The sequence below is a fragment of the Spirosoma sp. genome, assembly GCF_048594605.1.
Classification (GTDB): Bacteria; Bacteroidota; Bacteroidia; order Cytophagales; family Spirosomataceae; genus Spirosoma.
This window is the reverse complement of record NZ_JBMDWV010000103.1, coordinates 25,063-46,868: the sequence shown is the minus strand read 5'-3', so window position 1 is coordinate 46,868 and position 21,806 is coordinate 25,063. Positions and strand designations below refer to the sequence as shown.

14 protein-coding genes are annotated in these 21,806 nt (G+C 49.5%); 12 read left to right on the top strand and 2 right to left on the bottom strand.

Annotation, left to right across the window (positions count from 1 at the left end; translation table 11 throughout):
• Window positions 1–85: 85 nt before the first annotated feature.
• The 8 genes from ACOJS8_RS06035 (at window position 86) to ACOJS8_RS06000 (ending at window position 11,075) form a co-directional block, all read left to right on the top strand.
• Entirely contained in the window at window positions 86–1,168 is a 1,083-nt protein-coding gene (locus ACOJS8_RS06035) for an alkaline phosphatase family protein (protein WP_420147632.1), read from the top strand.
• A 57-nt stretch (window positions 1,169–1,225) separates the two neighbouring features.
• Window positions 1,226–2,146, top strand: coding sequence for a metallophosphoesterase family protein (locus ACOJS8_RS06030; protein ID WP_420147631.1), 921 nt, complete (start codon window positions 1,226–1,228; stop codon window positions 2,144–2,146).
• A 2-nt stretch (window positions 2,147–2,148) separates the two neighbouring features.
• Window positions 2,149–2,715, top strand: coding sequence for an HD domain-containing protein (locus ACOJS8_RS06025; protein ID WP_420147630.1), 567 nt, complete (start codon window positions 2,149–2,151; stop codon window positions 2,713–2,715).
• Between the two features lie 90 nt (window positions 2,716–2,805).
• Window positions 2,806–4,080, top strand: coding sequence for a DUF5690 family protein (locus ACOJS8_RS06020; protein WP_420147629.1), 1,275 nt, complete (start codon window positions 2,806–2,808; stop codon window positions 4,078–4,080).
• A 126-nt stretch (window positions 4,081–4,206) separates the two neighbouring features.
• Window positions 4,207–5,805, top strand: coding sequence for a kelch repeat-containing protein (locus ACOJS8_RS06015; protein ID WP_420147628.1), 1,599 nt, complete (start codon window positions 4,207–4,209; stop codon window positions 5,803–5,805).
• A 236-nt stretch (window positions 5,806–6,041) separates the two neighbouring features.
• Complete coding sequence (locus ACOJS8_RS06010) at window positions 6,042–6,944, top strand: ThuA domain-containing protein (RefSeq protein WP_420147627.1); 903 nt, start codon at window positions 6,042–6,044, stop codon at window positions 6,942–6,944.
• 4 nt (window positions 6,945–6,948) lie between these two features.
• Window positions 6,949–10,140 carry a PVC-type heme-binding CxxCH protein gene (locus tag ACOJS8_RS06005; protein ID WP_420147626.1) on the top strand — a complete coding sequence of 1,064 codons (3,192 nt, stop codon included), beginning with the start codon at window positions 6,949–6,951 and terminating at the stop codon, window positions 10,138–10,140.
• 65 nt (window positions 10,141–10,205) lie between these two features.
• Complete coding sequence (locus ACOJS8_RS06000) at window positions 10,206–11,075, top strand: sugar phosphate isomerase/epimerase family protein (protein ID WP_420147625.1); 870 nt, start codon at window positions 10,206–10,208, stop codon at window positions 11,073–11,075.
• A gap of 97 nt (window positions 11,076–11,172) precedes the next feature.
• Here ACOJS8_RS06000 and ACOJS8_RS05995 read toward each other — a convergent pair whose 3' ends face one another.
• Together ACOJS8_RS05995 and ACOJS8_RS05990 are read right to left on the bottom strand one after the other, a co-directional pair.
• Window positions 11,173–12,510 (bottom strand): histidine kinase, encoded by a 1,338-nt coding sequence (locus tag ACOJS8_RS05995; protein ID WP_420147624.1) that lies wholly within the window; start codon window positions 12,508–12,510, stop codon window positions 11,173–11,175.
• Window positions 12,511–12,653: 143 nt separating this feature from the next.
• Window positions 12,654–14,171 (bottom strand): PKD domain-containing protein, encoded by a 1,518-nt coding sequence (locus ACOJS8_RS05990; protein WP_420147623.1) that lies wholly within the window; start codon window positions 14,169–14,171, stop codon window positions 12,654–12,656.
• Between the two features lie 233 nt (window positions 14,172–14,404).
• On the opposite strand from ACOJS8_RS05990, the gene ACOJS8_RS05985 reads away from it, so the two are divergent.
• The 4 genes from ACOJS8_RS05985 to ACOJS8_RS05970 all read left to right on the top strand — a co-directional run bounded on the left by ACOJS8_RS05985 (window position 14,405) and on the right by ACOJS8_RS05970 (window position 21,802).
• Window positions 14,405–15,358, top strand: coding sequence for an AAA family ATPase (locus ACOJS8_RS05985; RefSeq protein ID WP_420147622.1), 954 nt, complete (start codon window positions 14,405–14,407; stop codon window positions 15,356–15,358).
• A 294-nt stretch (window positions 15,359–15,652) separates the two neighbouring features.
• Window positions 15,653–18,145 (top strand): prolyl oligopeptidase family serine peptidase, encoded by a 2,493-nt coding sequence (locus ACOJS8_RS05980; RefSeq protein WP_420147621.1) that lies wholly within the window; start codon window positions 15,653–15,655, stop codon window positions 18,143–18,145.
• Between the two features lie 275 nt (window positions 18,146–18,420).
• Window positions 18,421–20,520, top strand: a complete 2,100-nt coding sequence (nadE, locus tag ACOJS8_RS05975) for an NAD(+) synthase (RefSeq protein WP_420147620.1) — start codon at window positions 18,421–18,423, stop codon at window positions 20,518–20,520.
• A 37-nt stretch (window positions 20,521–20,557) separates the two neighbouring features.
• Window positions 20,558–21,802, top strand: coding sequence for an AAA family ATPase (locus ACOJS8_RS05970; protein ID WP_420147619.1), 1,245 nt, complete (start codon window positions 20,558–20,560; stop codon window positions 21,800–21,802).
• The last annotated feature ends 4 nt before the right edge of the window (window positions 21,803–21,806 follow it).

Genomic DNA, 21,806 nt, shown 5'->3' with positions numbered 1-21,806 from the left:
TTTGCATACGCTGTTCCTCGATCAACTTCCCGGAGGGCCAAGTGCCTTTCGGGATGTTATGTTCCAGCTAATTCCTGACTAGTTCATGTTTCGACTCTTTGTTTGCTTAAGCGTTTTCCTGGGTTTTTCCGTCAGGGCACAACCGGCTCAAAACCTGATTCTGGTAACGCTGGATGGCGTTCGCTGGCAGGAAATTTTTAACGGTGCCGATTCAACCCTGCTCTTTGATCCAGTGTTCAGCCGCGATACGGCCAGCGCTCGTAAATCGTTCTGGGCACCTACCGCTACTGAAAGAAGAAAGCGTTTCCTGCCGTTTCTGTGGAACACCATTGGCCAGCAGGGACAACTGTACGGAAACCGGCAGAAAGGCAGCCGCATGAACGTATCAAATCCGCACTGGTTCAGTTATCCGGGCTATAACGAAATTCTGAGTGGGTACGCCGATGATCGGATCAAGTCGAACGACAAGATTGACAATCCGAACGTAACGGTGCTGGAGTATTTGAATCAGCAGCCGGACTATAAAGGTAAAGTGGCTGTTTTTTCATCCTGGGATGTGATTGAAGCGGCCGTGAACGAGAAACGGAGTGGTATTCCGGCCAGCTCGGCCAATGAGCCGACAAAGCCTGTTACGTCGGTCGATTCGCTGCTGACCGATCTTACTACATTATACCCGCGTGAGTTCGGCGATGGGGTTCGGGCGGATTTTCTGACCTATTTCTCGGCCCGGCAGTACGTTAAGCAGAAACAGCCGCGCGTTTTGTTTTTGTCGTTCGACGAAACCGACGACCTGGCTCATGCCGGACGCTACGCGGATCACTTGACGATGGTGCAGTCGATTGATCGATATCTGGCCGATTTGTGGCAGATGATTCAGAAGATGCCGCAATACGCTGGAAAAACCGCCATGCTGATCACTACCGATCATGGACGAGGGCATACGCCAAAAGCGCGCTGGAAAGATCACGGCACCAAAACCGCCGACTCCTATCAGATCTGGCTGGCTGCTATCGGGCCGGGTGTTGCCGCATCGGGTGAGCAAACCAACGGTCCGGTGTTGTTTCAGAATCAGATTGCTGCTACGTTAGCGCGCTTGCTGGGGTTTGCCTTTAAAGCCGATCATCCCGTTGGCCCACCAATCGACGGCGTAGTTGGCAGTAAGCGCTGATACGTATTCGCTTTTTCAAGATATTGACCGGTAATTTGGTACCGAAAATCCATTCATATGAACCGTAGAACCATTCTTAAGTCAGCGGCCCTGCTGCCGTTTGTCAATCCTTCAATTGAGCCTGCTACGTCGGCGCCGATGGCCCGAAAACGTAGTATTCGGTTTGCGTATGTTGGTGATACACACATTACGCCCGAAGCCAAACCAATGGAGAGCGTCGCCAAATGCTTTCATCACGTTCAGAATCAGAAAGATAAACCGGCATTTGTTCTGCATGGGGGCGACGTAATCATGGATGCACTGAAACAGGATCGGGACGCGGTGCAGAAACAGTGGGACGCCTGGCATACGGTTGTGAAAGCCGACAATTCACTGCCCATCGAATACTGCATCGGCAACCACGATGTATGGGGTTATGAACAGGCCAAAACCGATCCGATGTATGGCAAAAAATGGGCCGTTGATCTGATGAAAATCGGGAATCGCTACCGCAGCTTCGACCGGAACGGCTGGCATTTTATCATTCTTGACAGTGTGCAACTAACGCCCTCGAATACGTGGTACACGGGCTCTATCGACCCCGAACAAATGGAGTGGCTCAGGGGCGATCTGGCGAAAACCAATCCAAAGACGCCGGTTCTGATTCTGTCGCACATCCCGATTTTCAGCCCGACCGGATTTTTCAGTGAGCAGAATATCAAAGATGAGAAGTGGACCATTCCGGCGGCTCTGGTATTGTCGAACACGCCCGAATTGCTGAAACTTTTTTATCAGCACCCGAACATAAAAGCTGCTTTGAGTGGACACATGCACCTGCTCGACCGGGTTGATTATAATGGTGTTACGTATTTCTGCAATGGAGCCGTATGCGGAAACTGGTGGAAAGCCGATACGTATCAGCAAACGAAAGCAGGCTACGCCCTCTTCGATCTTTACGACGACGGCAGCGTAGAACGAACCTATTTGCACTACAGCTAATCATGGAATCGATCAAACAGTTGTTTGCCCAAAGTGGTGATGACGCCTATTTTGGTGAGCCAGTAACGCAGATCGAGCATGCGTTACAATCTGCGTTGCTGGCCGAGCAGGCTGGCGCCGACGACGAAACCATTGCAGCCGCTTTTCTGCATGATATTGGCCATTTGCTTCCTCCCGAACTGGCGGGCGTCGAATCCACGATGGGATACATGGATGGCTATGGTACGGTCGATCACGAGAAGCTGGGCGCTGACTATCTGCGCGAAATAGGATTTTCGGAAAAAGTAGCGCAGCTAATTGAGCACCACGTCAATGCCAAGCGGTATCTGGTTTTCAAAAACCCAAAGTATTTTGCCCGATTGTCGGAAGCAAGCCTAAAAACACTGGAGTTTCAGGGTGGCCCGATGACGGCGGAAGAAGCGGCCGCATTCGAAGCCAATCCGTACTTTAAGGGTATTCTGCAAATGCGAACCTGGGACGAACAGGCAAAAATCCCGAACCTGCCGACGCCCGATATGGATTACTACCTGGCAAAATGTCGGCACGTAGTGGCTAACCGATCGATTTAGTGTTTTTTATGATTGATAAGATCAACTGACGCTACGTAGTCAAATCCTGTTTATCTTGTCAATCCTGTCAAAAACGCCCTTCATCTTCCAATGCGATCACCTGCGTTTCTACGTAACCCCACTACGTTTGTCATTTTTGGCGCAACAGCTGCGTTCTGCACTTACGCCTGTATGTATGCCTTCCGTAAAGGCATTACGGCCGTTACGTTCGAAGGGATGGTTTTCGCCGGAATCAGTTACAAGATCTGGCTCATTACGGCGCAGGTTTTCGGCTACGCCATGTCTAAACGTATTGGCGTAAAGGTCGTTTCAGAGATGTCGCCGGGACGCCGGTCTGCTAACTTGTTGCTGTTTATTGGCTTATCGGAACTGGCTTTACTGGGATTTGCACTCGTTCCGGCTCCCTGGAATATCATTTTTCTATTTCTGAATGGCTTACCTCTCGGCATGGTTTACGGCATTATGCTGGGTTTTCTGGAAGGGCGCCGACAAACCGATGCCTTAGTCGCCGGACTGACGGCTTCCTTTATTTTCGCATCGGGTTTTGTGAAAACCGTTGCCCTAACCATCAAAAATTCCTGGGGCGTATCGGAATTCTGGCTGCCTTTCGTGACGGGTGGGCTGTTCGTGATTCCGCTGCTAATTTCAACTTATGCATTAACGCTATTGCCTCCCCCCAACGCTGAAGACCGGGCGCAACGTACCGAACGCAAGCCAATGGATGCCGCTGAACGTCGGGCCTTTATTCATAACTTCGGTCCGGGACTGATTCTGCTTATTATCTCCTACGTATTGCTTTCCGCTTTCCGGGATTTTCGCGACAACTTCGGCCCTGAAATCCTGCGCGATGCCGGTGTAGAGAATCCCGGTATTTTCGCCAAAACAGAAACGATGGTAGCCGTTGGCGTACTGATTCTGATGGCCATGCTCCAGCGGGTGAAAGACAATTTCCGGGCCTTCGCTTTCCTGAACGCAATCATGCTGGCGGGAGCTTTGCTGGTGGGTGTCAGTACGTATGCGTATTCCATCGATCTACTCTCTGCAGGGAATTGGTTTCTGCTCACGGGCCTAGGCCTGTACATGGGTTATGTTCCCTGCAATGGCTTGTATTTTGAGCGATTGGTGGCCGCTTTCCGCTACGTGAGCACCGTGGGTTTCATCGTCACACTGGCCGACTGGTATGGGTATCTGGGTAGCGTAGCAGTGTTACTTTATAAGAATTTCGGTCATGCGAACATCAGCTTCCGCGAGTTCTTCATGTACGGGGGCTATATCCTGGCCGTTGTGTATAGCCTGCTGGTCGTCGCTTCTTTCATTTATTTCCGACGACGGTATCAGTGGGAATCTACTGTTAATTTTCAATAAACTATACTTTACGAAAGCACACAGGGAAAGATTCAAGTTAATATATTTTCATAGTTACATATTAAAAAAATAATACTTTTGATAAGTTTACCTTTTCATCAAAAGCATTGATTTACCCTACTACCTATGAAAAAAATCTACTTGGCTGCCCGAATAGCACTTTGTTTTATTTGCTTAGGCAATAGATTAGCCGTTGCCCAGTGGTCGACTGCTATGATCGACTATAAACCGTCAGGGCCTATGGTCACGAGTACTGGAGGCAAAGCATTTTTTGCTGGTGGGCAGATGATACGCACTGGGGTTTGGGGCGTTGAGGAATCCGTTGTAAGTCAGTTAGTAGCTGTGTATGATGCCGCAACAAACCAATGGACGACTTCTCAACTCTCTCAACCCACTATACTAGGAACGGCGACCAGTGTAGATGGCAAAGCCTTTTTTGCAGGAGGGAATTCTGATAGTCAGCAGTATTTGAATAAGATAGATATTTATAATACAAGTACGAATCAATGGTCGACGGCTACTCTTTCTCAAGGACGGTATCGTTTAGCATCAGCCAGCGTAGGCAGCAAAGCCCTCTTTGCAGGTGGTATAATTGTATCAATGCCTCTTTATACTAACGTAGTGGATATTTATAATGCCACAACAAACCAATGGACGACTAAACAACTATCTGCAAATCGATATTCCCTGGCTGCTACAAGTGTAGGCGGTAAAGCTATTTTTGCAGGTGGTGAGATTTCAAGTGACGCTGTAGATATCTACGACTCAGCAACCGACACATGGGCAACCGCCAGGCTTTCGACAGCACGTAGCGATATGGCTGCTACAAGTGCAGGAAATAAAGCATTCTTTGCTGGAGGGCGTAATTTTTCCAATAATCTTTCCCCGATCATTGATATCTATGATGCAGTAACGGATCAATGGTCGACGGCTACTCTTTCTCAGGGACGTTCTGGCGTAGCCGCTGCTAGCCTGGGTGACTTAGCCTTCTTTGCCGGCGGAACAGATGCAACAGGTAATGCATCGAATGTAATTGATATCTATAACACAGCCACTAACCAATGGTCATCGTCTCAACTTCCCACCGTCAAAGGCAGCCTGGTTGCGGTGAGTGTTAATAACAAGATTTTATTTCTGGAAAATGGATCAGGAAAAGTAGATATCTATACCCTGGATAATGCGCTACCTGTCAACATAGTTTCGTTTACGGGTACTTGGGTAGATAATGTTGGGGCAAAGCTAAACTGGCAAACTTCAGCCGAAACTCAGAATGATCACTACGAAATTCAGCGAAGCAGCGATGCGAAAAGTTTTGAGAGTATCGGCCGGGCTCAGGGACAGGGTACGTCTGATGTACTTACAAAGTACCAATTTATCGATACGGGTATGCCAGACGCAGTTAGTTATTATCGGCTTAAGCAGGTAGACTTTGACGGAACGGTTTATTTCTCGAGTATCATCTCAGTAAATCGATTTGGCCCAAAGACGATCACGGCAACGCTGACTGTGTGGCCCACTCCGACGACAGAACAACTGACAATGCAAGTTTCGGAAGATCAGATTATAAACAAAGTCATTATCAGTGATATGAATAGCCGTCGAATATTGACGCAGAATGGACCTTCCAATAGTACAGATGTTTCTTCTCTACAGCCAGGCATCTATATTGTGGAAGTGATAACCGAAGAAGGGCAGCATTTGCATTCCAGGTTTGTGAAACAATAGCCTTAACATTAAAACCTACTCTAAAACTTATGCCCTTCTTGGGATAAGTTTTTTTCATTCTATCAAACTTACTTGCCTGAAAATGCTCGCACTACATAATAAGTGAGCATTTTCAGGCAAACTAATGACAGAGAATCATTCGAATCATAACGGCACACGATCAAAACTCATAAGTAAATCCACTGCAAAATTTTCTTAGAAAGGCAGGTTATTCTCTCTGCATAAACCTGCCTTTCATGCAAACTAAACGACGCGTATTTCTTAAACAGGCGGCTAGCCTACTGGCCGTAACGGGCGTAACCAACCAGGTCGACGTTCTCGCTAACCAACTGAAATCTGACGCAAAAGCCGACAAACCCTACGTAGTGTTTGTGACAGGCGATCATGAATACAGCGGTGAACTGACGATGCCGCTCTTTGCCGCCGAACTTGAAAAGAACTACGGGATGCGAACGACCGTACTGAAATCGGTACCCGACTACAACGGCGAAAAAGACATTCCTGGCCTGGAGACTCTCAAAGACGCGGATCTGGTCGTTTTCTTTCTGCGCTGGCGGCTGCTTCCTCAGGAACAACTTAATTACATCGACGATTATCTTAAATCGGGCAAACCCGTGATGGGGTTCCGTACGACGACCCACGCCTTCAACTACCCCGACGGTGATCCGCGCCAACGCTGGAATGCGTTCGGTGAGTTTGCCTTTGGTGCTCCTCCCGGCTGGGGTGGGAAAGCCCAGCACACGCACTACGGGCACAAAAGCACAACCGACGTAACGATTATTCCCGCAGCGGCCAAAAACCTGATTCTGACGGGTGTGTCGCCGTCGTTCCACGTAGCATCCTGGCTTTATCGCGTTCTGCCCGACTATCCGGCCAAAGGCTCAACACCTCTGTTGATGGGAAAATCCGTCAATCCCGATAAACAAGCCATCGATAATCCCGTAGCCTGGACCTGGAAAAACCAGTGGGGCGGCAAAGCCTTCATGACAACGATGGGCCACCCGGAAGATTTTCAGGTGGAGTCCGTTCAGCGGTTGGTTATCAATGCGATTCATTGGGAGCTGGACTTGCCAATTCCGAAGCAATGGAAAGGTAAAATTGCTATCGACGTACCGTACGGCCATCCTAAAAAATCCTGATTCTATGAAATCGCTCACGCACAAAAAGAATCGTATCTACGGATTACTCATCGTGGCTGGACTCCTCATCACGGTTAGCGCGTTTGTCTTTAACAAATCAGAATCGCTTCAACTCAGAAAGGGATCGCACATCATTTTGCTGGGCAATAACCTGGGGTCCCGGATGATGAATTACGACAACTTTGAGACCGAAATGCAGGTGCGCTACCCCGACAGTTTGCTGTACATACGTAACATGTGCGACGGGGGCGACACGCCCGGTTTCAGACCACACGCCAGCCGGAATCTGCCCTGGGCCTTTCCGGGTGCCGAAAAATTTCAGACCGAACTAGCCACCAATTCCGCCAGCGAAGGCCATTTCGATGCGCCCGACCAATGGCTTACCCGGCATAAGGCTGACGTAATCATTGCTTTTTTTGGCTACAACGAATCATTTGAGGGGCCCGCCGGATTGGACAACTACAAAGCCGAACTGGACGCCTTCATCAAGTGGACACTGAGTCAGAAATACAACGGTACGTCGGCCCCACAACTGGCTATCGTATCGCCCATTGCGTTCGAGGACTTATCCGACAAATACGACCTGCCTAATGGCGAAAAGGAAAACGAAAATCTGGCACTCTACACGCAGGCCATGAAGGACGTAGTGACCCAGAATAACCAGAACGGCGGATCGATTCTCTTTGTGGATGCCTTCACGCCATCTAAAAAATGGTATAGATCCAGCAAACAACCGCTGACCATCGATGGCTCGCAACTCAATGAAGAGGGCTATAAAAAGCTGGGCGTTTTACTGACCAACGAGATTTTTGGTAAGGCTAAAGCGAGGGCCAAAGCGAATCGGGACTTGATCCGTGCTGCCGTGATGGAGAAGAACTGGATGTGGCATAACGATATTAAAATTCCTAATGGCGTTCATGCCTACGGGCGTCGGTACAATCCGTTTGGACCAGATAATTACCCGGCTGAAATACAGAAAATTCGGGAAATGACGGCCATTCGGGATACGGCGATCTGGATGGCGGCCAAAGGCCAGAAAATGGACGTAGCGGCTGCCGATAAGCATACGACTCCGTTACCCGCTGTAAAAACCAACTTCAATCCTGATAAAAACGGTAGCCTGACCTATCTTTCTGGGCAGGAAGCGCTGAGCAAGCTGAAAGTACCGTCGGGGTATAAAATTGAGTTGTTTGCTTCCGAACAGGAATTTCCCGATCTGGCGAAACCGATGCAGATGTCGTTCGACAACAAAGGAAGATTGTGGGTGGCCTGTATGCCCAGTTACCCGCATTACAAGCCAGGTGATATAAAACCCAACGACAAGATCATCATTCTGGAGGATAGCAACAACGACGGCAAGGCGGATAAACAAACCGTTTTTGCCGATGGCCTGCACCTGCCACTCGGCTTCGAAATTGCGAAAGAAGGTGTCTACGTATCGCAGGGTACGAACCTGAAGTTGTTTACCGATACGGACGGGGACGACCGGGCCGACAAAGTAGAAATTCTGTTGAGCGGTTTCGACGATCACGATACGCACCACAATAGCCACGCTTTCACAGTTGATCCGTCGGGCGCTATTTACTCGGGCGAAGGCGTTTTTCTGCATACCAACGTAGAGACATCGTACGGGCCTGTACGCGCCACCAATGGCGGTTTCTATCGCTATACACCCCAACGCCACAAGCTGGAACGTACCGCGCAGCTTTCCATCCCGAACCCGTGGGGGATCGCCTTCGACGACTGGGGACAGCCGTTTTTCGCAGAAACCTCCAGCCCTGACGTTCGCTGGATGATGCCGGGAACCGTATTACCACGCTACGGCGAAGCTACCCACAAATCAGTTCAGTTGATTGAAAAAGATCATATGGTACGTCCTACGTCGGGTCTGGAGTTTGTGTCGAGCCGCCATTTTCCCGAAGAGATTCAAGGCGACTTTCTGATCAACAACACCATCGGTTTTCTGGGCACGAAAGAACATACGCTGGTTGATGATGGAACGGGTTACAAAAGCCTCCACCGGGCCGATCTGATTGTGAGCGAAGACCGAAATTTCCGGCCGGTTGATATGGAATTTGCGCCCGACGGTTCGCTCTACGTAATCGACTGGCACAATATCCTGATTGGACACATGCAGCACAACGCCCGCGATCCACTACGTGACCATTCACATGGGCGTGTATACCGCGTTACGTATCCGTCGAGACCATTGGTTACGCCCGCTAAAATTGATGGCGCCAGTATTGAAGAACTCCTGGACAACCTGAAGCTGCCCGAATACCGAACCCGCTACCGGACCCGTCGCGAACTTCGGGGGCGGGATGTGAAGCAGGTATTGGCTAAACTCAATACGTGGGTCGCTAACCTGGACAAAAACGATCCGCGCTACGAACACCATCTGCTGGAAGGGTTATGGGTTAGCTGGGGAATGAACAAAGTGGATCAGAACCTGCTGCGTCAGTTGCTCAAAGCTAAGGATTACCACGCGCGTGCCGCAGCCGTTGAAGTGGTTCGGTACACAGGCCATCAGGTGGCCGACCAGGCTGAGTTGCTGATGCAGGCCGCTCAGGATGAGAACAGTCGGGTTCGGCTAGTCGCGATTGTGGCAGCCTCCTGGATTGGCAAAGAGAAAGGCTTGCCCATTCTGGCCGAAGCCGCAAAAAAACCACTGGACGACTGGACGATTTATGCCTACGAAACCGCCGTAGCTCACCTGAACGGTGTGCCGGTCAAGAAAAAGGAAGAAAAAGCAGTCGCAGCAAAAGCGGGTTTAAAAGAGAGTGAGCTTGCCCTTTATAACGCGGGCAAGGAAATCTATGCTCGCGAAGGCTATTGCGCTACGTGCCATCAGCCGGATGGAAAAGGGCTTACGGCCTCCGGTTTTCCGCCCCTCTCGGCGAACAACTGGGTATTGGGCAACGAAGACAGGCTGATTAAGCTGGCGCTAAAAGGATTGCTTGGCCCAATTGAAGTAAACGGCACAAAGTACCCCGGCCAGGTGCCCATGACTCCATTTGCCGGGTTGCTGAAAGACGAAGAAATAGCCGCCGTGCTGACATACGTACGAAATTCGTTTGGCAATCAGGCGCCCGCTATTCTTCCTGAAAAAGTGGCGAAAGTACGAGCAGCTACCGAAAGCAAAACGGATTTTTATTCGCCGGAGCAATTGCTGAAAGAACACCCGATGGAAAAGTAAGTTGTTCTCATTCAGGCAATGTCAAGTGAGAACGAAGAAAACGTTAGTGAAATAATTTATAACTCATGCCTAATTTAGTAGAATCGCCTGTTGGCTTTAATTTGTTAGCGTGGTCGGCACCGATTTCCGAGAAGATGTACCCGATGACGGAACGACTCAAAAAAATCGGCTACGACGGCATCGAATGTTTTATTGATTATCAGGACGTAGCGGCTTATCAAACGTTTGGCTCGCATTTGCAGGAGCTGGACCTGAGAAGTACGTGTGTCATGGTGATGAGTCCCGACGAGAACCCGGCCAGCGAATCAGCGACTGTCCGTGAACAGGCTTTAACCCGATTGAAAGGAGCCATCGACCGGGCACACGCGATGGGCGCTACTGTAGTGTGCGGACCGTTTCACTCGGCCTTTGCTACGTTCTCCCGGCAGGAGCCCCAGCCCGACGAATACAAACGTAGCGCAGAAGTGCTTCATGCCGCTGGCGAATACGCGAAACAGGCGAACATCGTTCTGACGCCCGAAGCACTGAACCGATTCGAGTGTTATCTGTGCAACACCATGGCGCAGTTGAAGCACCTGATTGAGCTAACCGATCATCCTAACGTGCAGGCCATGTTCGATACGCACCACGCCAATGTGGAGGAAAAACGGTATCCGGATGCGATACGTACCATTGCCCCTGTACTGGCGCATGTGCACATCAGCGAGAACGATCGCGGTACGCCCGGCGATGGCCATATTCCGTGGGATGATACGTTCCGGGCACTGGCGGAGATTAACTATACCGGCTGGATGACCATCGAAGCCTTCTCCCGTAACGACATTGATTTTGCAAATAGCATTTATGTCTGGCGCGAATACAATGATCCGTGGGATATTGCCGAGAACGGCTACAAGTTTATCAAGTCCATGCAGGCGAAGTATTCAAATTTATAAGCTAAGTTCAAAACCCCTAAATCCCCTGAAGGGGACTTTGTCTGCGAGTGAGCAAAGTCCCCTTCAGGGGATTTAGGGGTTTTGAACTTAGCTTTCATCAATCCGCATCAATCAACGGCAGCGTTACCACAAACTGTTCATTATCTTCACTGAGCGTCGGTACAGGTTGATTCAGAATCTGGTATTTCGACCAGATATTGGCCAGCCCGACGCCGTTGGAGGCAACCCGCATAATTTTCCGCTGGACATTGTTACGTACCTGAAGCTGGCCACGATCATTGGTTGTAATGGAAATGGTTAGCGGACGGCTGGCAAGGATTACGTTATGCTTTACTGCATTTTCAACCAGTAACTGTAATGTCAGCGGAGGCAGTTGGCAGTTCAGGAAGGACGGTGCTACCTGCCAGACGACCCGCAGAGCCTCGCCATGTCGGGTTTGCAGCAAATGGCAATACGAGCGAATAAACGCCAGTTCATCACTTAACGGCGTCAGCGACTGAGCGTTGGCCCGAAGCAGGTAGCGATAAACCGAACTTAGCTCATCCAGAAACACGCCAGCCTGCTGTGCGTCATCGTCAATCAGCGCACTCAGGGAGTTCAGGCTATTAAACAGAAAATGCGGATTTACCTGCGCCTGTAACGCCCGAATGTGCACTTCCGTCTTCTCCTGCTCCAGCCGCTGCATCACCAGTTCGGCTTCCAGTTGATCCCGGTGGTGTTTTTCGCGCTCGTTGGCTAATTCCTGCTCCATCACGGCACTTCGTACGGCGGCCTGCCGCTGCCGATAGCTTAGTCCCAGCGAGAAACACACCAGTTCGGCAATGATGCCAATTTGCATGTACGTCAGCGATACACTCCAGAACGGTCCCAGCCAATCTTCGGTGCACAAGTACGTTAGCGACAAAAACATGGTTGTCAGGCCGCCCGTCAGCAGAAAAGCCGTACCGATGGCGTAAGCACGTGAAACCGTATCGCCCAGTTTTAGCATCTGACGAATGCCGTGCACACCCAGAACGGCCATGGCCAGCCGCATCGCAATAAAGGTACTTTCGTAAACCGTTGGGTGCCAAAGCCATGGTACGTAGCAAAGCGCAAACTGACCCGTTACGTAGATCACAATGCCCACTTTAACGTATTGCAATTGCCGGTAGAAGCTAGGCGAACGCTGACGCAGGCCCAGAATGACATCGGCAAAATCGAAATAGACGTAGTAAGCGCCCATCGGCGCAACGGCCCGGACGAAATAATTGGTTTCGGCCGAAAACCACTCTCGGAATTCGTAGATGCGCAGGCCGAAATAGAAAAGCCAGGCCAGCATGTAGAGTGTGTACAGCCCATAGCTACGATCGCGATACGTGACCCACTGCACTACGTTCAGCAGCATGATCGACAGCACCATCCCGATAAAGACCGCTCCCCAAATCTGAAAGGTCATGAGTTATCTATTGGCTAGTTTCGTACGTGTATTCCTGAAGTTACTTACCGTCTGAAATGAATTAACCTGAACGTAGCAATGCCCTGGTGACGCTACGTTCCCAGAGCATTGTCTGTAAGCATGACTAGCGGAGTTGCTTATTTTTACTGTAATAAGTTCGTTTGAGCAATGGCGTCAAAAGTATTTAAATTAGCCCGATCGGTGTTTGCCGAAGCGCCGAAGGCCACAAATACGCCGTAGCCACCGCTGCCGCTGATCCGTGTATTCTTGATCGACATGAGAGCCTTCGTGCCATAGATAGCGATGTTGGTTTTCTTACCGGATACAATCGCTGAGCTACCACCGTTGCTGACCTCTGCGTTTTCCAGTTCGTTTTTGGCATCCTGCGAGTAGCAGATCAGCCCTTTCCAGTACGCAGCCGTGCGCTCAGCACCCGTAAAGACAATCTTTTCCGTAGCCGTTCCTTTGGCCGATACATAACCACCATTGTTGATGCGGATAACGGCATCCCGGTTCATTTCCAGCGTAACGCCGGGCGTAAGTTTCCAGCCGGTATTGACCGTAAATTCACCATTGATACGATAAGGCGTTTTATCCGTAAAATCCGTCCACGTTACTTCGTCGCTGCCTTTGAGACTCGATGGGGTGATTTCCACTACGTTACGTCCGTTGCCACCGGTGAAGGTCGAAGCCGCGTCCAGTTTTGCTACGTTCGGCGCATCCAGCAGAATTCCAGCTTCCGTATTGCTGGAGAAGGCGTTCTGCGCAAATTCGCGCAGGATGGCCCCGTCGTAGACGTAGATGCCGTAGCCCTCATTCTGCGAGAACAGGGTATTTTTCAAAGCAATCTGCGCTTTGTTACCACCCGACATAAACAGGGCCGACTTGGTTGTGCTGTAGATGGTACGGCTACCCGCGTGCATCACCTCAACGTATTCCATTACGTTGGCATTGCTGCCCGAATACAGCGAAATACCGACCCAATAGCCTTTCGTTTTCTGTACGCCCACCAATTTAATTTTCTGATCGGCCGTACCTTTGGCGATGAGCAGCCCTCCCCCATCGTTTACGTTCATCCGCACGTCGCGCTCGAAAGCAACTACAACCCCCGGATTGATCGTTAACTCGTGGTTTACGTCGATGCTTTTCGTTACGATATAATCAGGCAAATTGGGGTTCGCGATACGGTCAACAAGCGTTGTTTTAACCGTAATATTGGCATTGATCGCCAGCGGTTCAGCCGCCGACGCCGTTACGATAACTTTATCCGTAGCCTTACCATTCGCGCTGGTTACCGAAAGTTCAAACTCATATTCGCCTACTTCATCGGGCTTAAAGGTTGGCTTAAACGAGGTCGGTTCGGTTAGCGTTACGTTGCTTTTAGCCGGTTTCCGCAAAATGGTCCACTGATACGAGAGGGGTTTGCTCTGATCATCTTTCGAGGCAGAACCATCGAGGGTAACGGTTTGTCCGACCTGTACGGATTGATCGGAACCGGCGCTGGCCGATACAGAACCAACGGGCGTTACGTCGTTTTCTTTCTTACAACTCGTCAGCAGAAACAAGCTGGCGATCAGGAAGATAATCGATTGTTTTAGGAGGATTGGGTTGCTAACTGTGAGCGAAAAAAGGTTGGTGGAGAGGAATGGTGTTGATTTCATAAAAAAGGGATGTGGTTTGGTATTTGTTGTTTAATGATCCAAAAGTATTCGTGCGTTTGGCGCTCCGAAACGACGAAGCTGCTGAACCGGATAAATCCGTGTATGAACTGTGTGCAGATAAGATTGGACAGAAAACATAATTCGACTGGTTACACTTTTAACCATGAAGTCACTACCATATCTGGAAGCGCATCCAGCTGGGTTTCTGAAAATGCGCTAAAAACCAACGTAGCATGAGAAAAGTGTTGATTTTGAGCGGCATCAGCGGAAGCGGAAAATCAACATTTGCCCGGCAATTCTGCACCGAACATCCAAACTGGTTGCGCGTCAACCGCGATGACCTTCGGCGAAGTTTGCTATCTGTATCGCTTTCTGACTATTATACCTGGCCGGAACGGGATAGAAATCGAGTCGAAACTGTCGTTAATGAGCTGCAGGAAACCGCCATTCTGGAAAGCCTGAGTCGCGGCTGGCACGTAGTGATTGACAATACCAACCTGAAACTGAGCTACATCAACCAGTTCCGCCGACTGCTGACTGGCCACTTCGATAGAGTCGAAATTCAGTACGTGTTGATCGACACGCCTATTGATGAATGCATCCGACGCGACCAGGAGCGATCTGATTCGGTGGGCGAAGCTGTGATTCGTAGACAGGCTGAACAACTGAATACCATGAGAAAAACCGTCAAATTCCACAAAGAAACCCTGACCCGTAACCCAGCCTTTCAACGCGGGCAGGACGAAACATTACCCCGCTGCATTCTGGTGGACATCGACGGAACCGTTGCCAGCATGGCCGACCGGGTATCCGGCGGTCGTTCCCCCTTCGACTGGCACCGCGTGAGCGAAGACAGTCCCAAGTGGCCCATTATCAACCTGGTGAAAGCCATGCGTGCGTCGGGTTATCAAATCGTGTTTTTGTCGGGCCGCGATGCCGTTTCCCGGCCACACACCATCACCTGGTTAAACGAGCATTTCGGCTGGCAGGAGTCCGACTATGCATTGTTTATGCGGCCTGAAAAAGATAACCGAAAGGACTCGATCGTTAAGCACGAACTGTTTGAGAACCATATTCTGGGCCGTTACTACGTCGAATTCGTCGTAGACGACCGTCAGCAGGTTGTGGACATGTGGCGCCGGACGGTCGGGCTCACCTGTTTGCAAGTCGATTACGGTAATTTTTAGGAACCCGAACAGAATATACTACGTAGCAGACATTCTACACAAAACTGCATTATTTCAATTTTCAATAGCAAACAAATGCAGAATCAAAATATTAGATTGAATTTACATAGAAAATAGATATTAAATTTGGCAAAAACACAATAAGTAGCTAATTTTAAAAGCCGTTCTGACAATGATTAAATAGAGAGTGAACGCCTGCTTTTGTTACTCTTTGATTGCTCAGAATGGCTGAATTAATAAACACATACGTATCAATTCCTGACTTATCACAAAAACCTAACAACTTCTTGCTCAATGTTTTATAAACAATCAATTGTTCGCCAGAGCCGTCGGCTTTTGCTACTTTTCGGGTTTGCGCTTTCGCTCGCTGGTTACGCACAGGATGCGCAAACCTACCAAACCCCTCCCAAGGTATTAGCCGATCTGGTGACCATGCCGCCTACGCCCGTTGTTATGCTGTCGGGCAAGGGCGACATGATGCTCATGCTTCAACATGATGCAGCACCCAGCATTGACGAATGGTCACAACCTGAATTACGGATAGCCGGACTCCGGCTGAATCCGGCCACCAATGGCCCTAGCCGGGTTGATTACGTAACGGGACTCAAGCTTAAGAAGCTGAACAGTAAGGATGAAAAAACCATTGCGGGCCTGCCCACACCTACCCGAATCAGCTACGTTCAGTGGTCGCCCGACGAAACGAAAATTGCGTTTGCCAATTCAACCGATAGCCGTATTGATCTGTACGTTGCCGACGTAGCGACGGCAACCGCTCAGAAAGTTGGTACGCTTGCCCTGAATGCTACGTTAGGTACGCCATACCACTGGCTGTCTGACAGCAAATCCCTGATTGTGAAGGCGGTTCCAGCCGGGCGAGGTTCCGCTCCCGAAATCAGCCGGGTTCCGTCGGGCCCAGCCACACAGGAAAACGTTGGCGGGAAACGTGGTCAGGCGCCTACGTTTCAGGACCTGCTGAAGAATCCGTCCGACGAAAAGCAGTTTACATACTACACGACGGCGCAGGTTGTTCGATTAGGCTTAGATGGAACCGCCACCAACATTGGTCAGCCCGGCATTATCCTGACGGCCGATCCATCGCCCAACGGTCAGTACGTTATGATCGAGACGGTGCATACGCCCTTTTCGTACCTGGTACCCGTTCGTCGTTTCCCGACCAAAACAGACATCTATGCTGTTGGTGGTTCGTTAGTAAAATCGCTGAATGACAGCCCGTTGCAGGAGAGCGTACCCTACAGCCGTGATGGTGTGCCTACGGGGCCCCGCGACTTTAGCTGGCGCACGGATGTTCCGGCTTCGGTGTATTATACCGTAGCGCAGGACAATGGTGATCCGAAAGTAAAAGCGGATATTCGGGATAAGGTTTTTCTGGTTGAAGCACCGTTCTCAGCGCAACCGAAAGAAATTTATGCGTCGCAGTTTCGCTTTGAGAATTTCGACTGGGGGAATGAATCAACCGCTCTGGCTACCGAACGCTGGTGGCAAAGTCGGAAGACGATCACCAAACTTGTTAACCCGACGAACTGGCAAAGCTCCGTTCTTTTTGACCGCTCATATGAAGATCGTTATTCGAATCCCGGTCAACCCGATACAAAGCACAACCAATATGGTCGCGACGTACTGAACATCCTGCCCAGTGGCGATATTCTGATGCTGAACGCGCAGGGCGCTTCACCTGAGGGCGACCGGCCATTTGTGAGCCAGCTTAATCTAAAAACCAAGAAAAGCACGGAACTCTGGCGGTCGGCAGCTCCGAATTTTGAAAAGCCGATTGCGGTTCTAGACCCTGTCAAACAGGTGATTCTGACCACGCGCGAAGCTCCGGATGAAAATCCAAACTACTACGTTCGGAATCTGAAGGCTCGCATTGCTCCTGTTCAAGTAACGTTTTTTCCACACCCGTACCCACAACTGAAGGGCATCCAGAAACAGCAGCTTCGTTACAAACGCTCTGACGGTGTCGACCTGACCGCTACGTTGTATTTGCCCGTTGGCTATAAGAAAGAGCAAGGACCATTGCCAACATTTCTGTGGGCATACCCGGCTGAGTTCAAAAGCAAAGATGCAGCCGGTCAGGTATCGGGCTCACCCTATCAGTTCAACCGGATTAGCTTCTGGGGCGCAGCGGCCTTCGTTACGATGGGTTACGCTATTCTGGACAATGCCAGCATTCCGATTGTGGGCGAAGGGGATAAAGAACCTAACGATACGTATGTTGAGCAATTAGTGGCCAGTGCAAAAGCGGCTATCGATGAAGGTGTTCGACTCGGCGTAGTCGATTCAAGTCGGGTAGGCGTAGGCGGTCACTCGTACGGTGCCTTTATGACTGCTAACTTATTGACACATAGCAAATTATTTAAGGCTGGAATTGCCCGAAGTGGCGCGTATAACCGTACGCTGACCCCGTTTGGCTTTCAGAATGAACAACGCAATTACTGGCAGGCATCGGAGGTTTACAACAAAATGTCGCCCTTTATGAATGCCGACAAGATGAAGACGCCATTATTGCTGGTTCATGGCGAAGCCGATAACAATACCGGTACGTTCCCGATTCAGTCGGAGCGGTACTACAATGCGCTTAAAGGTTTTGGTGCGACAACGCGGCTCGTGTTTTTACCGTACGAGAGCCACCATTATGACGCCAAAGAGTCGCTGCTGCATATGCTGTGGGAAATGAATGGCTGGCTGGATAAATACGTCAAAAACCCAACGGCTTCCGCGCAGGCCAACAAAGCCGGAAAAATGGGCGGAGGTAATAACGAGAAGTAGTTAGTCGATAAAAGAGTGATTAAAAGCCTGATCAACGTAGTACTGATCAGGCTTTTGCTTTTGAGATATGGCCGAACGCCCGTCGACGGCTGATTTCATTCGTAAAAACACAGTCTTAATTGGAAAACTTAGCTGTTTGCTCACCGAGTTATGCTGGGTCAAATCTATTTCTCTCCCAATTTTGTTATCCTTGCAGAAGTATAGTTCATGCAGTATTGAGTGATAAGTGAGCACCGAGCCGCTCGTTCACTCTTTTGCTCTTTCGCCATTAAAAAATGAAATTACTTAAAATTGCCGCCGGTGTTCTGAATCAAACCCCGCTTGCGTGGGAACACAACAAACAAAATATTATTAATGCCATTGAAGAGGCCCAGCGGCAGGGTGTCAGTCTGCTATGTCTGCCTGAACTGTGTATTTCGGGGTATGGTTGCGAAGATGCGTTTTTCGCTCAAAATACCATCGATCAGTCCATTGCCTCCTTATTAGACATTGTGCCTTGCACCAATGATATTGCGGTGGCGGTGGGTCTGCCACTACGTCATAACAACCGGACTTTCGACGTAGTCTGTCTGATTGCCAACAAGCGGATTCTGGGGTTTGCCGTGAAGCAGTACTTAGCCAACAACGGCGTTCATTACGAAACGCGCTGGTTTCAACCCTGGCAGCCGTTTCTGCGCGACGACATCAAAATTGGCGATTTCAGTTACCCATTCGGCGACATCGTGTTTGAATTATCGGGCGTCCGGATTGGATTCGAGATTTGCGAAGATGCCTGGATTGCCAATCGGCCCGGACGCAACCTCTACGAACGGGGCATCGACATAATTCTGAATCCATCAGCCAGCCACTTTGCGTTCCTGAAATCGCAAACCCGCGAACGCTTCGTGGTCGATGGATCACGGGCCTTTAGCGTAAGTTACATTTATACAAATATGCTGGGCAACGAAGCGGGCCGGATCATTTTCGACGGCGATGCGATGGTTGCGTCAAATGGCGAACTTCTGGTATCAGGAGCGCGGCTCAGCTACGAGGATTTTGTGATCGTACCGGCCGTTGTCGACGTCGAAGCGACTCGCCTGGCTCAGGTTCAGAATCGGGGAAATCTGGCGCTGTCTTACCCCAATCTGCGCGTAACGGAACGATTCGACTGGCCCGAAATAGAGCCTGTGATCCAGAAAGCAGAACTCGAAGCCTGGGAACGAGGTGGTTATCTGAAAGAAGAAGAATTTGCCAGAGCTGTAGCGTTGGGATTGTTCGATTACCTCCGCAAAAGCCGTTCGCAGGGATACGTACTCTCGCTGAGCGGTGGAGCGGACTCATCCGCCATTGCTGCGCTGGTGTTTTTGATGATTCGGATGGCGGTGGAGAATATTGGCATTGATGGCGTCAAGAAAAAACTCAGTTACATCAAGGCACTTACAGACTGCAAAACACCCGAGGAAATCGTCGGCAAACTGCTGACGGTGATGTATCAGGGAACCGAAAATTCATCGGACGATACGTTCAATTCAGCGAAAACCTTAGCCGATGATATTGGTGCTACGTTCCTGAACATCAATATCAATGGCTTAGTCGAGACGTATCGCGGACTGATTGAGGAGCAGTTGGGCCGCAAACTCTCTTGGGATACTGACGACGTAGCACTCCAAAACATTCAGGCGCGGGTGCGGGCGCCGAGTATCTGGATGCTGGCCAACCTGAACAATGCGCTGTTGCTCAGTACGTCGAACCGCTCGGAAGCCGCCGTTGGCTATGCCACCATGGACGGCGATACAGCCGGTAGTATTTCGCCAATTACAGGCATCGACAAGCATTTTCTGCGGGGCTGGCTGCGCTGGCTCCAAACCGTTGGTCTGAACGTGAAAAACGAATGGACACCCGCCGACCGGACAGGTTCTGTATCGGACCCGGCAACCTCCAATCATCTGATTAAAGTACAGGGGCTGAGCGCCGTCAATGGCCTGCAACCGACCGCTGAACTTCGCCCATTAGACAAAAAACAAACCGACGAAGACGACCTGATGCCCTACGACGTACTGAACTCCATCGAAGAAAGCGCCATCCGCGATAAGCAGCCGCCGGTAGAAGTGCTGAAACTCGTGGAGGTCCGTTACGCTGGCGTGCATGATCGCGAAAAATTACTGCTATGGGTTGAGCGATTCTTCAAACTCTGGAGCCGCAACCAATGGAAGCGGGAACGTTACGCTCCTTCGTTCCACCTCGACGATCATAACCTCGATCCACGTTCGTGGTGCCGCTTCCCCATTCTGTCGGGTGGCTTCGAGAAAGAACTCGCCGACATGCGCGACTGGGCCGCCGAGCAGAAGCCCAATAGCCGAAAAGGCAATCCAGCCCGGGGCAAGATTGGGTTTTAGGCTGACCCGTAGTTAACTTTGTGAAAAGCCGCTGACTATGATTACGCCGGAAGAATTTCCTTATATCAAATCTTTGTACGTGAATAACTGTTACACGTACAAAGATTTCAATATTGAATTGCACGACTATAAACCGTTTAGCCATCTGATCTTGACTGGTAAGAACGGATCGGGAAAGAGTACAATTCTGAAGGCAATAAATCGCCAACTTCTTCCAAAAGCGACGAATCAAGAGTTCCCTACAGGGACAGTGACAATGCTTATGTCAGAAGAGGATGTTAGCAAGACTTATAAAGAAGCGACTATAAAACCTGGATTGCCTATATCATTAGTCAATGTATCGCTTTCTATTAAGCATAAAAAAAGTGACAATGGTATATTTATGCCACCAGATGAAGTTTTTAAATTATATACCAAAGTATACTCATACTTCGAAGCAAAACGCGGTTATAAAAATAAGCGAGTCGAAGGTCCCACTAAAGAATCAGATTTTATTGATAAACTAAATTCGGCAGATTCAACAGATTATTTTACGTCGACATTTAAGCAGTACTTAGTCAACAAGAAAATAGAACAAGCCTTTGATCAAATTGATAACAAAACGGAGCAGTTAATACTAAATCAAGCTTTTTTTGAAACGCTACGTCTAAGATTTAGTGAAGTACTTAGTCAGCAGGTGACGGGGATAGATTTCGATCATAAGAATTATGAGTTCTATTTTAATCTGGCAAACGGCAGGCGGCTTACTTTCGATACGTTATCAGATGGTTTTTCTGCTTTTCTCAGTATTCTAATGGATTTGTTTATACGGGTAGATCTTATTCGTAAGCAAGTCAACAATTATATTTATGACCCCTGTGGTGTTGTTTTAATTGATGAGCCAGAAACCCACTTACATCTTCAATTACAAGAACAAGTTTTGCCTTTGTTGACGAACCTATTCCCAAACGTACAATTCATAGTTGCTACGCATTCTCCGGCAGTTATCGCTAGTATAAAAAACACAACCATTTTTGACTTGACCACCAAAGAGACACGCATCAGTGAGGAAACAGTGGGGCGTAGTTACTCGGATTTGATGCGAGCACATTTTGGTTTAAATAATGAATACTCGGGTATTGCGGATGAACTATTCCGAAAAGTTGATCAAATCATCAAAGAATATAAAAATCGACCAGAACAGTTGAGAGCCAAGCTACAACAATTCTTTGCAGAGAATGAAGCTTACCTCTCCCCTAGCTTCCGAGTTGAGCTGGAGTCAATGATTTTAGAAAATGCTTAAGTAG